Raw genomic sequence first — 13,204 nt, forward strand, 5'->3', positions numbered from 1 at the left:
TCAGGCGTCTGCTCCCTTCTCGTACGCCGTTTCGAAGGCGGCGTCGCTCAGGGCCGAGCGGCAGCGTCGGGAGGCACGGTCGGTGTCGGTGCGTTCCGCCGGGGGCAGTGGGGCGCCGGTCGCCTCGCGGATTCTGGCGGCCGTACCGAGGAGGCCGGCGGCGTAGGCGTGGTCGCCTGCCAGGGATCTGGCGCCCGCGAGACCTTCCAGGGCCAGGGCCACGGCACGCTCGTCCCCCGTCGTGCGGGCCACGGCCAGGCCCTCGCGATGGAGGTGCTCCGCGCGGCCCGGGTCACCGCGCTGTTCGGCGACGTAGCCGAGGTGGGCGAGGATCAGGGCCGTGCCGGAGTCGACGCCGAAGCGGCGGTTGAAGTCGAGCCAGGGAAGGAGGAGTTCCTCCGCCGTGTCCAGGTCGCCGCGGTGGCGGGCGCCGATGGCGAGGCCTGTCTCGGCGAACTGTTGGGCGGGGCGGTGCGTCTGCTGCGCGGCGAGGCGGGCCGCGCGTGTGTGGAAGTCCGTGGCGGCGGGATCGTCGCCGGTCAACAGTGCCAGGCGGCCGAGTCGGGAGAGGCGGAAGGAGACGTCCGTCCAGAGTTCGAGTTCTTCGGCGCCACGCATGCCGTCGCGTTGGAGTCGGGCCGCCGTGTCGTAGTCGGCGGCGATTTCGGCGAGTACGCCGAGCTGTTCGGAGGACTGAAGTTGGCCCCAGCGGTCGCCGAGTTCGGCGAAGAGCGCGGCGCTGCGGGTGGCGTCGCGGCGCAGGGCGGGGAGGTCGCCGCGGTAGAGGGCGCGGGTGGCACGGGTGGAGAGCGTGGCGGCCTCGCCCCAGCGGTCGCCCGCGGCGCGGAACTCCGCGAGCAGCGCGTCCACGCGGGCGGTCTCGTCCGGGGTGTGGTCGAACCCGCACCGCGCGAAGGCGAGCAGCCAGCGAGAACGTGCGTCGGCGGGGGTGGTGGGCCCGCGCTCGCACGTCCGGCCGTGCGCGCGGGCGTCCTCGCCGGTCAGCAGGGCGAAGGCCGCGTGCGCGGAGGCGGCGGCGGTGCGGGCCGATTGGAGGGCCGCGTCGTCCGCCGGGGGCTCCCCGGGGTCGGTTCCTCGTGGGGGCAGGTCAGGGGCGTCGACCGCCGCGCCTGCGACTGCGCCACCCGCTGCCGCTGCCCCGCCCGTGGCCCTGCCTTCGGCTGCGGCGGCGGCCACTGGTCTGCCTTCCGCTGCTCTGCCTTCCACTGGTCTACCTTCCACTGTGTCGAGCGCCGCGCCTTCGGCGCCGGTTGCCGGGCTTTCGGCGGTGGTCGACCGCGTGGGCAGGGGCAGGTTCAGGGCCGTGTCCAGGGAGCGCATGGCTTCGCGTAGGCGGCCGCGCAGGAACCAGTACCACGTCTGGGCGTTGACCAGGCGCAGGGCGGTCGTGGCATCGGCGTCCGTGACGGACCACTCCAGTGCGGTACGCAGGTTCACCGTCTCGCGGTCCAGGCGCCGCAGCCAGCTCCGCTGGTCGGGGCCGCGCAGGGCGGTGGCCGCGCGTTCGGCGAAGGTGGCGAAGTAGTGGGCGTGGCGGCGGCGCAGGGTGAGGGTCTCGGCGGCCTCGTCGAGGCGTTCGAGGCTGTAGGCGGTGACGGATTCGAGCATGCGGTAGCGGATCTCAGGCGGCTCGGCGTGGTGGTCACGCGGGTCTCTCGCGTCCGTGACCGGGGCGAGGAGGGAACGGTCCACGAGGCGGGTGATCAGGTCGAGGGTGTCCCCCTCACCCTCACCCTCACCCTCATTTCCATCCTCCAGATCGGTCTGCTCAGGGGCGGTCTGTTCTGGTGCGGTCTGTTCTGGTGCGGTCTGTGCCGGGGTCGGTATGACCTCCTCCGCACCGGCCAGCGTGAAGCCTCCTTGGAAGACGGCTAGTTGGCGGAGGGCTCGGCGTTCCGGGGGTGTCAGGAGTTCCCAGCTCCAGTCGATCATCGCGCGCAGGGTCCGCTGGCGGGCCGGGGCGTCGCGGCGGGCCTGGTTCAGGAGGCGGAACCGGTCGTGCAGGCGGTCGGCGAGGGCGTGTACGCCGAGGGCGCGTACGCGGGTGGCGGCCAGTTCGACGGCCAGGGGGATGCCGTCCAGGCGGCGGCAGATCAGGGCGGCGGCCTCCCGGTTCCCGTCGTCCAGGGTGAAGCCGGGCGCGGCGGCCGCGGCGCGGGTCGCGAAGAGCCGCAGTGCCTCCTCCTCACCGAGCGGAGCGACGGCTTCCAGGGTCTCGCCGGAGAGGGCGAGGGGTTCCTGGCTGGTGGCGAGGATCCGTACGTGCGGGGCGTGGCGCAGGAGCGCGGTGGCCATGTCGGCGACGGGGCCCAGTAGGTGCTCGCAGTTGTCAAGGACGAGAAGGAGCCGTCGACCTGCCAGGGCCCGGCCGAGCCACTGCTCGGCCGCCGCATCGTCGCGAACACCCGGCACCACCGCATCGTCGCGAACGCCGGGGACGCCCGGGACGTCCGGCACCACCGCGTCGTCGCGCACGCCCGGCACCGCCGCCCGCGCCGACTCCACCCCGGCCGCCCCACCGTCGCGAACGCCCAGCGCCACCCCGTCATCGCGGATGCCCAGTGCCGCCGCCACCGTGGACACCACCTCGCCGCGCGTTCCCGCGAGTTCCGCCAGCCAGATGCCGTCGGGGAAGTCTGCCGTCAGGCCGGTCGCCGATTCCAGGGCCAGGCGGGTTTTGCCGACGCCACCGGGGCCCGTGAGCGTGACCAGGCGGGCGGTTCGGACCAGGTCGCGTACGCGGGCGACCGCCGGCTCGCGGCCGACGAGGCCCGTGGTCGGGGCGGGCAGGTTCGTCAGAGGGCGTTCCGCCGCGGCGGACGGGGGAGCGGCGTGTGCCGTGGTCGGCGCCGCCAGGCCCGGGTCCTGGCGCAGCATCGCCTCGTGCAGGGCGGCGAGTTCGGGGCCGGGGTCGATGCCGAGTTCGTCGGCGAGGCGCAGGCGCAGGTCGCGGTAGGAGTCCAGGGCCTCGGCCGGGCGGCCGGACCGGTACAGGGCGCGCAGATGGACGGCGCGCAGCCGTTCACGCAGTGGATCGCGCGCGACCAAGAAGGCCAACTCGTCCGCCAGCGCGACGTGTTCGCCCAGCTCGAGGCGCAGCTCGGACAGCGTCTCCTGGGCGGTGAGGCGCTGTTCCTCCAGGCGCGAGACCGCCTCGCGCACGAACGCGGCGTCGCGGAAGTCGGCGTACGCGCGCCCGCGCCACAGCGCCAACGCGTCGGTCAGGAGCGACACTTTCGTACGGACGTCGTCCGCGTCCGTCTCGTACGCGCGTGAGGTCAGCGAAGCGAAACGGGCCGCGTCCACGTCTTCGGGCGGGACCCGCAGCTCGTATCCGGCGGGGCCGTACACCACGAGGGCGCGGCCCCCCGGTTCCGCCGTATCCAGCGCACGGCGCAGCTGGGAGACCTTCGTCTGGAGGGAGTTGGCGGGGGACGACGGGACCATCCTGTCGCCCCAGAGGTCGTCGACCAGGGTGTCCACCGGGACCGGGCGGCCCGCCCGTACGAGGAGCGCGGCGAGCAGCGCGCGCACTTTCGGCTCCGGGGCGGGCACGGCCGTCCCGTCCTGCGCGCGCACCGTCAGCGGGCCAAGCACCTCGAATCGCATGTGGTCACGTTAATCGGGGCCACGCCGTATGACGTGGCGGTACGCCCTCCTGCCCGCGGTCCGCTCGCCGTGCGCCCCTCAAGAGCCGCCGTGCGTGGACCGTCAGCGTTCCGTGCGCACCCCCCGGCACGGTGGTTCCCGTGACAGCGACCCCGCGGTCACGAAGCTCACCGGCCCGAGGCGCAAGCCGCCGAGCCGGGCCCAACCCCAGGAGTCACCATGCCCGCCTCCCGCGAAATCCGTCTCGCCGCCCGCCCCGTCGGCGAGCCCGCCCCCGCGGACTTCGAGCTGGTAACCACCCAGGTCACCGACGAGCCGGGCGAGGGACAGATCCTGGTCCGCAATACCTGGATGTCCGTGGACCCGTACATGCGGGGCCGCATGGACGACGCGCCGTCCTACATGCCGCCGTTCCAGCTGGGCGCCCCGCTCGACGGCAGTGCGGTCGGCGAGGTCGTCGCGTCCAACGCCCCCGAGATCCCCGTCGGCGCGACCGTGTCGCACTTCCTCGGATGGCGGGAGTACGCCGTCCTTGACGCCGCCGCCGCGACGGTCGTCGACACCTCGCTCGCCCCCGCCGCCGCCTACCTCGGCCCGCTCGGCACGACGGGACTGACGGCGTACGCCGCGCTGACCCGCACCGCACCGGTGCGCGAGGGCGACGTCGTCTTCGTGTCCGCCGCGGCCGGGGCGGTCGGCAGCGTGGCGGGGCAGATCGCCCGCGAACTCGGTGCCTCCCGGGTGATCGGCTCGGCCGGCGGCCCGGCGAAGACGAAGAAGCTGCTCGACTCCTTCGGGTACGACGCCGCCATCGACTACCGCGCGGGCGGCCTGCCCGAGCAGCTCGCGCAGGCCGCGCCCGACGGCGTCGACGTCTATCTCGACTCGGTCGGCGGTGACCATCTGCAGGCCGCGATCGGCGCCATCCGCCCCGGCGGTCGCATCGCGCTGGTCGGCGCCATCAGCACGTACAACGCCACCTCGCCCGTGCCCGGTCCCGACAACCTCTTCCAGGCCGCCAAGCAGGAGGCGACGCTGCGCGGCATGCTCGTCACCAGCCACTTCGACCTTTTCACGGAGTGGATCGGCCGGGCGGCACCGCTGCTCGCCGACGGCACGCTGCGCACCGAGCAGACCGTCGTCGACGGCATCGATCAGGCCCCGGAAGCCTTCCTCGGAGTGCTGCGCGGCGCCAACACCGGCAAGATGCTCGTACGGATTTAGTACGGGCCGAGTACGGGTCGAGTACGGGGCGAGTACGGACCCAGCCCGGCAGCGGCCGGCCGGTCGTTGCCGGGCCTCAAAGGATCACATGTGGAAGAAACCGCGCGTACTCGTCCGTGATCGGCCCCGCAGACTCCCTGATGCCGAGCCCCGCCGCCTCGTCCTCGACGACCCACGCGCCGAGGACGACACGGTTGCCGTCGAAGTCGGGCAGCGGTGCGAGCTCCTGGTAGCAGCAGGCCTCTTCCCGCAGGACCGGATTCGCAACGCCCGGCTCGTGGATCGTGACACCGGCGCCCTCGCGGCCGAGGAGGGGCTTGGCCACGTATCCGCGTTCCCGGGCCAGTTCGCGTGGGCCGTCCAGGTAGGCGGGGAGCAGGTTCGGGTGGCCCGGGTACAGCTCCCAGAGGACCGCAAGGAGTGCCTTGTTGGAGAGGAGCATCTTCCAGGCGGGCTCGATCCACAGGGTGGAGCCGGTGCCGCCGCCGTTGTCGAGGGTCTCCAGGACGTACGGCGCGAAGCGGTCCGTGGTCAGCCACTCCCACGGGTAGAGCTTGAAGCAGGAGCGCATGAAGCGGAGCTTCTTGTCGACGAAGCGGCGCGAGAGGCGGTCCCAGCCGATGTCCTCCATGGAGATGGAGTCCGTGGTGAGGCCCGCCTGTTCGGCCGTCTCGCGCAGGTACGCAACCGTCATGAGGTCCTCGCCGAGTTCGTCGGCGGCGGAGTGCGCGAAGTAGAGCGGGCCGCCGGGTGGCAGCAGGGCGGCCTGTTTCTTCCAAGCGTCGACGAGACGTTCGTGGAGGGAGTTCCACTGGTCGGCGCCGGGGAAGCGCTCCTCCATCCAGAACCACTGCGGGCTCGCGGCCTCGACGAGGGAGGTGGGGGTGTCGGCGTTGTACTCCAGCATCTTGGCCGGGCCCGTGCCGTCGTAGCGCAGGTCGAGACGGCCGTAGAGGGAGGGGAGTTCGGCACGGCGGTGCCAGGCCTCCGTGACGGCGTCCGACACGCGCGGGTCCGTGATGCCGAGGTCGGCGAGGCGGTCGTGTTCGACGATGTGCGCGGCGGCGGCCAGGCACATCGCGTGCAGTTCCTCGACGACCTCCTCCAGCGCCTCGATCTCGGGGAGGCAGAAGACGTAGTACGCGCTCTCGTCCCAGTAGGGACGCAGGGTGTCGTCGGGGTAGCGCGTGAGGGGGTAGATGAGTCCCTGGTCCTCGACGGTCCGCTGCCAGTCGGGGCGGGGGGTGATGGTGCGGCGCTCCATGTCGTCGTACGCGTCCGGGTCCGGGTCCGGTTCTGGTTCCGGGTCCCCTCAGCCGCCGCCGCTGCCGCTGCCGCTGCCGCTACCGCCGCCCGAGCAGCCGAAGCCGTCGCGGTCCACGGCCTCACTGCGGCTGAACGTGCCGTAGTCGGCGTAGCGGCCGTCGACCTCGGCGTCGTAGTACCAGGCGGGGTCGGTACGGCCCGACGTCCTGCCGGTGCCGTAGGAACCGGCGTCCGTCTTGCGGGCCTTGCCCGAGGAGGAGGTTCCTGCGGTCGCCGCCTTGCAGTTCTTGTCGCTGACGATCTTGTATCCCAGGAAGCCGTCGTAGCTGTCGCGGTCCACGCAGCGGCGGTCCGGTTCCGAGCCGCAGGAGGTCAGGGCCGCCGCGAGGACGCCCATGCCGCCGAGGACGACCGTGCTGGACCGCAGCCGTCGTCGTCGTTGCTCGTTCTGCTCCGCCATGGAACTACCGCTCCCCCGTGCTCGTACGTGCTTGTGCGTGTACGTGATCGTGCTCGTACGTGATCGTGCTCGTACGTGATCGTGCTCGTACGTGATCGGCGATCAGCGTAGGTACACCGGCATGGCCGCTGCCAACCGCCTCCCCCGGATCTCCCTTGGGTCTCCCTTGACTCGCCTTCCTCTACAGTCACTTCGTGTCTCTTGGGATGATTTGCGCTCTCGGCTCAGCGGTCTGCTTCGGCACGGCCTCGGTTCTGCAGGCGGTCGCCGCGCGCGCCACCGCGCCGGGCACCGGGTCCGGCGTCGACCCGGCGCTGCTGCTGCGCGCCCTGCGCCAGTGGCGTTACCTCGCCGGGCTGGCGCTGGACGGGCTCGGCTTCCTGCTCCAGATCGTGGCGTTGCGCTCCCTCCCCATCTACGCCGTGGGGGCGGCGCTCGCCGCGAGCCTCGCCGTCACCGCGGTGGTCGCCGCCCGGCTGCTGCAGGTGCGGCTCGGCGGCGTCGAGTGGGGCGCGGTGGGCGTGGTCTGCGCGGGGCTCGCGATGCTGGGGTCCGCGTCCGGGGACGAGGGCGACCACGGCGGGACCACGACGCTGCGGTACGTGGTGCTCGGCATCGCGGTGGCCGTGCTGATGCTCGGGGCGGCGGCCGGGCGGCTGCCCGACCGCGTGCGGGCGCCGGCGCTTGGCCTCGGCGCGGGGTGCGGGTTCGGGGTGGTCGAGGTGGCGGTACGGCTCGTCGACTCGGTCGCTCCTGGGGCGCTGCTGGCCAATCCGGCGACGTACGCGCTGCTGGTGGGCGGAGGCGCGGCGTTTCTGCTGCTCACGTCGGCGTTGCAGCGGGGGTCGGTGACGGCCGCCACCGCCGGGATGGTGATCGGGGAGACGATCGGGCCCGCGTTGGCGGGTGTCTTGTGGCTGGGTGACCGGACCCGGGAAGGGCTGGGGTGGCTGGCCGTCCTGGGCTTCGCGGTGGCGGTCGCCGGGGCGCTCGCGCTGGCGCGGTTCGGGGAGGCGCCGTCGGTGGTGGCGGGCGCCGAGGGGGCGGCGGCCCGGGAGGCGGCACGGAGCGGGGCCCCCTGGGTTCGGGGTGTCCCCGCCCCCACCAGGCCCGGCGCTGCCCGCCCACTGGGCCCCGCCCAGCAAGCCCTGAGCCCACTGGACCCCGCCCCGCAGGCCCCGGCCACCCGTCCCCTGCGGGCGCATCGTGGCTGATCGCGCCGTTCCCCGCGCCCCTAACGGGGCGCTCACCGCCCCGCAAACCCCAGCCACCCGCCCCCTGCGGGCACGCCGTGGCTGATCGCGCCGTTCCCCGCGCCCCTATCGGGGCGCTCCCGGGCCCCGCAAGCTCACTTCTCCAGTAGTTCGAACAAGCTTGAGAAGCCCTGGTCGCCGTGGCCCTGCGCGATGCGGCGGTCCATCAACTTCTTGACCTCCCGCATCCGTACGGACTCCACGCCGACGGACTCGCGGTGGCTGATCAGGTCGTTCATCAGTGCGGCCTGGACGTCCAGTGAACCGAGGTCCGGTCCGTACTCGCCGCTCTTGACCGCCTTGGCCATCGCGGTCAGCAAGGGCGGGTAGGCGGCCACCGAACCCGCGACGCGGTCGGTGAACTCGGCCACGTCGACACCCTCCGCCCGGACCAGCTTGAGCGTGTGCAGAAAGCCGATGAGCAGCTCGAAGCCCATCGCGACCTGGGCCATGAACTCCACGGCGGCCGCACCGGCGTCCTCGCCGTGGTACGCGATGCCGCCGAGCAGCCGCAGCGTCGGCTCGTGGGCGTCGTAGGCGGCGCGGGAACCGCTGAACGGGAACATGATGTGGGGCTTGCCCACGTCCGGCGGATCACCCATGACCTTGCCGTCGATGTACTCGGCGCCGCGCTCGGCCGCCCAGCGCTCGGTCGCCCGCGCCTGCGCGGGAGAGCCGCTCGTCACGTTCACCAGGACCTTGCCCGCGACCGCCCCGTCGATGGCCGCGAGGACCTCGTCCACCGCCGCGCCGTCGAGCAGGCAGATGACGACGAGCGGGCTCGCCGCCACCGCCTCCGCCGCCGTCGCGGCGGCCGTGGCCCCGGCGTCGACCAGCGGCGCGGTCTTGGAGGCGGTCCGGTTCCAGACCGTGGTGTGGAGACCCTGCTCCACGAAGGTCCTGGCGATCGCCGAACCCATGTCACCCAGTCCGAGCACGGTGACCCGTCCCCGTCCAGCTGCCCCACCAGTTGTCGCTGTCGTTGCCGTGGTCGTTGCCGTTGCCGTTGTCGTCATGGTGGGACGCTAGTTGTGGGTGTGGCGCGACCGTATCGGTCCGGCGGCCGAGGGAGCTTACGGCTTTGGGCGCAGGCCCAGAGGACCGCGAAGGCGAACACGCCAGGTCACGCCAGGTCACGGCAGCACCCGGCACAACGCCTCCAGCGCCCCCGTCCACGCGTGCTCCGCCGGAGTCCCGTACCCCACCACCAGCGCGTCCCGCCGCCGCACCTCCGCGAGAGGATGACGGAAGCGGGCGAGCCCCTGGACGGCGAGACGTTCCCAGTTGGCGGCCTGGACGATGGACCGCTCCGTGCCCGGAGGGAGTTCGAGCACCGCGTGGAGGCCGGCCGCGATACCCGTGGCGCGGGTCTCGGGGGACCGTTCGGCGAGGGCGGCCACGAGGTGGTCGCGGCGGCGCCGGTACCGCAGGCGGGCCCCGCGCACATGACGGTCGTACGCACCGGAGGTGATGAACTCCGCGAGCGTCAGCTGGTCCAGCGTGCCGCAGGACCACCCGGCGGCGTCCTTCTCGCCGAGGACTTCGTCGCGCAGTCCCGACGGCAGCACCATCCAGCCCAGGCGCAGGCCAGGGGCGAGGGACTTGCTGGCCGTGCCGAGGTAGACCACGCGCTCGGGGTCGAGGCCCTGGAGCGCGCCGACGGGCTGGCGGTCGTAGCGGAACTCGCCGTCGTAGTCGTCCTCCAGGATCAGGCCGCCCTCGCGCCGCGCCCAGTCGACGGCCGCCGCGCGCCGGTCGGGGTGCAGCGGCACGCCCATCGGGAACTGGTGCGCGGGCGTGAGCAGCACCGCCTTCGAGGCGCCCGCGTCCAGCCCCGCGGTGCAGGTGCCCAGGTCGTCGAAGTCGAGCGGTGCCGTCCGCAGGCCCGCGCGGTGCAGCAGGTTCCAGTGGATGTCCAGGCCGTACGACTCCACGGTCACCTCCCGCAGCCCGCGCTGCCGCAGTACGCGGCCCAGGATCGAAAGCCCGTGCACGAACCCGGCGGTGATGACGACGCGGTCGGGGTCCGCGTGCACGCCGCGCGCCCGCGCGAGGTAGCCCGCGAGGGCCTCCCGCAGTTCGACGCGGCCGCGTGGGTCGTCGTACCCGAGCGCCGTGTTGGGCGCCGCCGACAGCGCGCGCCGGGCCGCCTTGAGCCACTCCGCGCGCGGAAAGGAGGCCAGGTCAGGGGTGCCGGGACTGAGGTCGTACGTCGGCGCGCCGACGGGCCTGCGGGTCGGCGCGGGCCGTGCCGGCGGTGTGATGAGGCGCTCCGCCACCCGCGTGCCCGAACCCTGGCGGGCGGTGAGCCAGCCCTCGGCGACGAGGTCGGCGTACGCGTCGGCGACGGTGTTCCGCGCGATGCCGAGGTCGACGGCGAGCGAGCGGGACGAGGGCAGCCGGGTGCCGGGGGCGAGCCGGCCACCGCGCACCGCCGCGCGCAGGGCGTCCGTCAGGCTTTTGCGTACGCCGTTGCGGACACCGCCGCGGTCGCCGTCGCCCGACGCGTCACCGCCCGTCTCCACGTGCAGGTCGACGCCCAGAGTGGCCCAAGATTCTCCCATGGAAATGGACCATACCGGTGGGCTACCCGGCCCCTAGGGTCGAAGGCATGACGATGAACGAGAACACCGCCGAGGGCGCCCCCGCCAAGGAGAACGCCAAGGAGAACGCCGAGGAGAACGCCAAGGCGTACGTCCACGAGCACACCCCCCGCCTCGCCTGGGCCACGCACGCCCCCGAGGTCTTCAAGGCCATGATCAAGCTCGACGCGGCGGCCCGTAAGGGTCTCGACCCGGTGATCTACGAGCTGGTCAAGATCCGCGCCTCGCAGATCAACCGCTGCGCACTCTGTCTGGACATGCACACCAAGGACGCGCTCGCGGCGGGCGAGAGCGTCGAGCGGATCATCCAGCTCAGCGCGTGGGACGAGTCGCGGCACTTCTACACCGCCAAGGAGGTCGCCGCGATCGAGCTGACGGAGGCGGTCACCGTCCTGACCGACGGTTTCGTGCCGGACGAGGTGTACGAGCGAGCCGCCGCGCACTTCGACGAGGTGGAGCTGACCCAGCTCATCGCCGCGATCACCGTCATCAACGCGTGGAACCGCTTCGGCGTCTCGACACGTCAGGTGCCGGGCCACTACAAGGCGGGCGACGTCAAGTGACCGCCCGCACCACGTACTTGGACAAGGGCGTCGGCTCCGCGATGGTCGCGCTGAGCGCCGCCGCCAAGCGGGGCCTCGGCGACCCGGTCCTCGCCGAGCTGGTGATGATGCGGGCCTCGCAGATCAACGCGTGCGCCTTCTGCCTCGACATGCATGTGGATCTCGCCCTCAAGAACGGCGAGACCCCGAAGCGCGTCGCCCTCCTCAACGCCTGGGAGGAGGCCGGGGCGCTCTTCAGCGAGCGTGAGCGCGCGGCCCTCGCCCTGACCGAGGCGGTCACCGTCCTCACCGAGGGTTTCGTGCCGGACGCCACTTACGAGCGTGCGAGCAAGCACTTCGACGAACCCGAACTCGCCCATCTCATCGGGCTGATCACCGTCATCAACAGCTGGAACCGGCTGATGGTGAGCCGCCGCATCGAGCCCGGAGGACACACGTCATGAGCGCCGTCGACACCCTGCGCGCCCTGCACCACGACCGCGCGCCCGGCGATCCGCTGATCCTGCCGGGCCCCTGGGACGCGGCGAGCGCCCGGACATTCGAGGAGGCGGGCAGCCCCGCGCTGGCCACGCCGAGCGCGGGCATCGCGCTCTCCCTCGGATACGAGGACGGGCAAGTGCCGCCCGAGGAGATGTTCGCGGCGATCACGCGCATCGCGCGGTCCGTCTCCGTGCCCGTCACCGCGGACATCGAGAGCGGCTACGGCCTCGCCCCGGCGGAGCTGGTGGACCGGCTCCTGGAGACCGGCGCGGTCGGCTGCAACCTGGAGGACTCCTTCGGCGCCAAGGGCGAGCCGGGCACGCTCAGGGACCCCGCCGAGCAGGCCGACTTCCTCGCGGAGGTGCGGGCCGCGGCGGGGAGCCGGCTCTTCGTCAACGCGCGCGTGGACACGTTCGTCAGGGGCGTCCCGGAGCCGGCCGCCGCGATCGAGCGGGCCCGCCTGTATGTGGCGGCGGGCGCGGACTGCGTCTACCCGATCCTGGCCCCGCCCGAGGCGGTTCCCGCGCTGCGGGCGGGGATCGAGGGGCCGCTGAACGTCCTCGCCCTGGCGGGCGGGCCCTCACCTCGGGAACTGGGGACGATGGGAGCGACGCGGGTGACATTCGGGCCCGGTCTGCTGCACCGGAGCATGTCGGCCCTGCGGGCCATCGCCGACGAGCTGACCTGAAACCGGCGGTGCCGGGCCCTCATTCCAAAGGCGCCCGGCACCGTGGCGTTGTGCCCACAACGGGAACGGCCTACTTGGGAAGCCAGCCCCGCCACTTGGCCTCATGGTCGGCGACCCACGCCTTCGCCGCGGCATCCGGCGACATCTTCTTGTCCGCGATCATCAGGGAGACCTCGTTCTGGTCCTCCTCCGACCACTTGAAGTTCTTCAGGAACTCCGCGGCCTCGCCCCCGTTCTTGGCGAAGTCCGCGTTGAAGTACTTCTGGAGCGGCGTATGCGGATAGGCACACTTGATCGTGGCCGGGTCGGCGTCGCAGCCCTCCTTGTACTCGGGCAGCTTCACCTCCGTCATCGGCACCTTCTCGAACAGCCACTGGGGCTTGTACCAGTACGTCAGGAACGGCTTCTGCTGCTTGGCGAACTGCTCGATCTGGGTGATCTGCGCCGCCTCCGACCCCGCGAAGACCACCTCGTAGTCCAGGTCGAGGTTCTGCACGAGGGCCTTGTCGTTCGTCACGTACGACGGGGAGCCGTCCATGAGCTGGCCCTTGTCGCCGCTCTCGGAGGTGCGGAACTGGTCGGCGTACTTGTTGAGGTTCCTCCAGTCGGTGACGTCCGGGTGCTTCTTGGCGAAGTACGTCGGGACGTACCAGCCGATGTGACCCGTCACGCCGACGTCGCCGCCGGGGACGATCGTCTTCTTCTCCTTGACGTACCTCTGCTCCTGGTCGGGGTGGCCCCAGTCCTCCATGATCGCGTCGACGCGGCCCTGGCTGAGGGCGTCCCAGGCGGGCACCTCGTCGATCTGGACCTTGTCGACGCGGTAGCCCAGCTCGTTCTTCAGCAGATACTCGGCGACGGCGACGTCCGCCTGCGCGCCGACCCAGGACTGGACCGAGAGGGTCACCGTCTTGGCCCCGGCGGCGTTCGCGTACGGCGACGCCTGCTTGGTCATGTCGGCGGCACCGCAGCCGGAGAGCGCGAGGAGCGCGCCGGCCGCCGTGACAGCGCTCATCACACGCGTACGTACTCGCATG

Annotated in this window: 10 protein-coding genes and 1 pseudogene; 5 read left to right on the forward strand and 6 right to left on the reverse strand. The window is 72.4% G+C overall.

Translation table 11 applies throughout. The features are described 5' to 3' along the window. A complete protein-coding gene (locus ACWDZ7_RS00890; RefSeq protein ID WP_451793795.1) occupies nucleotides 1-3,630 on the reverse strand; it encodes an AfsR/SARP family transcriptional regulator in 3,630 nt (1,209 codons plus the stop codon). Nucleotides 3,631-3,849: 219 nt separating this feature from the next. Between ACWDZ7_RS00890 and ACWDZ7_RS00895 the strand changes: the two genes are divergently transcribed. Then, nucleotides 3,850-4,854 (forward strand): NADP-dependent oxidoreductase, encoded by a 1,005-nt coding sequence (locus ACWDZ7_RS00895; RefSeq protein WP_451793796.1) that lies wholly within the window; start codon nucleotides 3,850-3,852, stop codon nucleotides 4,852-4,854. Between the two features lie 76 nt (nucleotides 4,855-4,930). On the opposite strand, the gene ACWDZ7_RS00900 is transcribed toward ACWDZ7_RS00895, so the two are convergent. After that, nucleotides 4,931-6,118 (reverse strand): glutathionylspermidine synthase family protein, encoded by a 1,188-nt coding sequence (locus ACWDZ7_RS00900; RefSeq protein WP_451793797.1) that lies wholly within the window; start codon nucleotides 6,116-6,118, stop codon nucleotides 4,931-4,933. 48 nt (nucleotides 6,119-6,166) lie between these two features. Then, a complete protein-coding gene (locus ACWDZ7_RS00905) occupies nucleotides 6,167-6,580 on the reverse strand; it encodes a hypothetical protein (RefSeq protein WP_451793798.1) in 414 nt (137 codons plus the stop codon). A gap of 206 nt (nucleotides 6,581-6,786) precedes the next feature. On the opposite strand from ACWDZ7_RS00905, the pseudogene ACWDZ7_RS00910 reads away from it, so the two are divergent. Further along, nucleotides 6,787-7,602, forward strand: a pseudogene (locus tag ACWDZ7_RS00910) (hypothetical protein); the annotation flags it as partial. Between the two features lie 326 nt (nucleotides 7,603-7,928). Here ACWDZ7_RS00910 and ACWDZ7_RS00915 read toward each other — a convergent pair. Both ACWDZ7_RS00915 and pdxR read right to left on the reverse strand, forming a co-directional pair. Beyond that, on the reverse strand, nucleotides 7,929-8,771 hold the full coding sequence (locus ACWDZ7_RS00915; RefSeq protein WP_451793799.1) for an NAD(P)-dependent oxidoreductase: 843 nt from the start codon (nucleotides 8,769-8,771) through the stop codon (nucleotides 7,929-7,931). Nucleotides 8,772-8,966: 195 nt separating this feature from the next. Continuing rightward, nucleotides 8,967-10,397, reverse strand: a complete 1,431-nt coding sequence (pdxR, locus tag ACWDZ7_RS00920) for a MocR-like pyridoxine biosynthesis transcription factor PdxR (RefSeq protein ID WP_451793800.1) — start codon at nucleotides 10,395-10,397, stop codon at nucleotides 8,967-8,969. Between the two features lie 47 nt (nucleotides 10,398-10,444). Here pdxR and ACWDZ7_RS00925 point away from each other — a divergent pair, with 47 nt between their 5' ends. The 3 genes from ACWDZ7_RS00925 to ACWDZ7_RS00935 are packed head-to-tail and all read left to right on the forward strand — an operon-like array spanning nucleotide 10,445 to nucleotide 12,167. Next, nucleotides 10,445-10,999 carry a carboxymuconolactone decarboxylase family protein gene (locus ACWDZ7_RS00925; protein ID WP_451793802.1) on the forward strand — a complete coding sequence of 185 codons (555 nt, stop codon included), beginning with the start codon at nucleotides 10,445-10,447 and terminating at the stop codon, nucleotides 10,997-10,999. Continuing rightward, nucleotides 10,996-11,442, forward strand: a complete 447-nt coding sequence (locus ACWDZ7_RS00930) for a carboxymuconolactone decarboxylase family protein (protein ID WP_451793804.1) — start codon at nucleotides 10,996-10,998, stop codon at nucleotides 11,440-11,442. Before ACWDZ7_RS00925 ends, ACWDZ7_RS00930 begins: the two co-directional genes overlap by 4 nt. Beyond that, complete coding sequence (locus ACWDZ7_RS00935) at nucleotides 11,439-12,167, forward strand: isocitrate lyase/PEP mutase family protein (RefSeq protein WP_451793805.1); 729 nt, start codon at nucleotides 11,439-11,441, stop codon at nucleotides 12,165-12,167. The genes ACWDZ7_RS00930 and ACWDZ7_RS00935 overlap by 4 nt, the downstream gene beginning before the upstream one ends. 70 nt (nucleotides 12,168-12,237) lie before the next feature. On the opposite strand, the gene ACWDZ7_RS00940 is transcribed toward ACWDZ7_RS00935, so the two are convergent. Then, nucleotides 12,238-13,203: a glycine betaine ABC transporter substrate-binding protein gene (locus ACWDZ7_RS00940; protein ID WP_451793806.1), complete on the reverse strand. Its 966-nt coding sequence runs from the start codon at nucleotides 13,201-13,203 to the stop codon at nucleotides 12,238-12,240. Between the last annotated feature and the right edge of the window lies 1 nt (nucleotide 13,204).

The organism is Streptomyces sp. NPDC003032 (genome assembly GCF_053591415.1).

What these genes read in the sequence shown, in the direction of transcription:
- ACWDZ7_RS00940 (WP_451793806.1), bottom strand. Translation starts at nt 13,203, where the DNA reads ATGCGAGTACGTACGCGTGTGATGAGCGCTGTCACGGCGGCCGGCGCG.
- ACWDZ7_RS00935 (WP_451793805.1), top strand. Translation starts at nt 11,439, where the DNA reads ATGAGCGCCGTCGACACCCTGCGCGCCCTGCACCACGACCGCGCGCCC.
- ACWDZ7_RS00925 (WP_451793802.1), top strand. Translation starts at nt 10,445, where the DNA reads ATGACGATGAACGAGAACACCGCCGAGGGCGCCCCCGCCAAGGAGAAC.
- ACWDZ7_RS00890 (WP_451793795.1), bottom strand. Translation starts at nt 3,630, where the DNA reads ATGCGATTCGAGGTGCTTGGCCCGCTGACGGTGCGCGCGCAGGACGGG.
- pdxR (WP_451793800.1), bottom strand. Translation starts at nt 10,397, where the DNA reads ATGGGAGAATCTTGGGCCACTCTGGGCGTCGACCTGCACGTGGAGACG.
- ACWDZ7_RS00900 (WP_451793797.1), bottom strand. Translation starts at nt 6,118, where the DNA reads ATGGAGCGCCGCACCATCACCCCCCGCCCCGACTGGCAGCGGACCGTC.
- ACWDZ7_RS00905 (WP_451793798.1), bottom strand. Translation starts at nt 6,580, where the DNA reads ATGGCGGAGCAGAACGAGCAACGACGACGACGGCTGCGGTCCAGCACG.
- ACWDZ7_RS00895 (WP_451793796.1), top strand. Translation starts at nt 3,850, where the DNA reads ATGCCCGCCTCCCGCGAAATCCGTCTCGCCGCCCGCCCCGTCGGCGAG.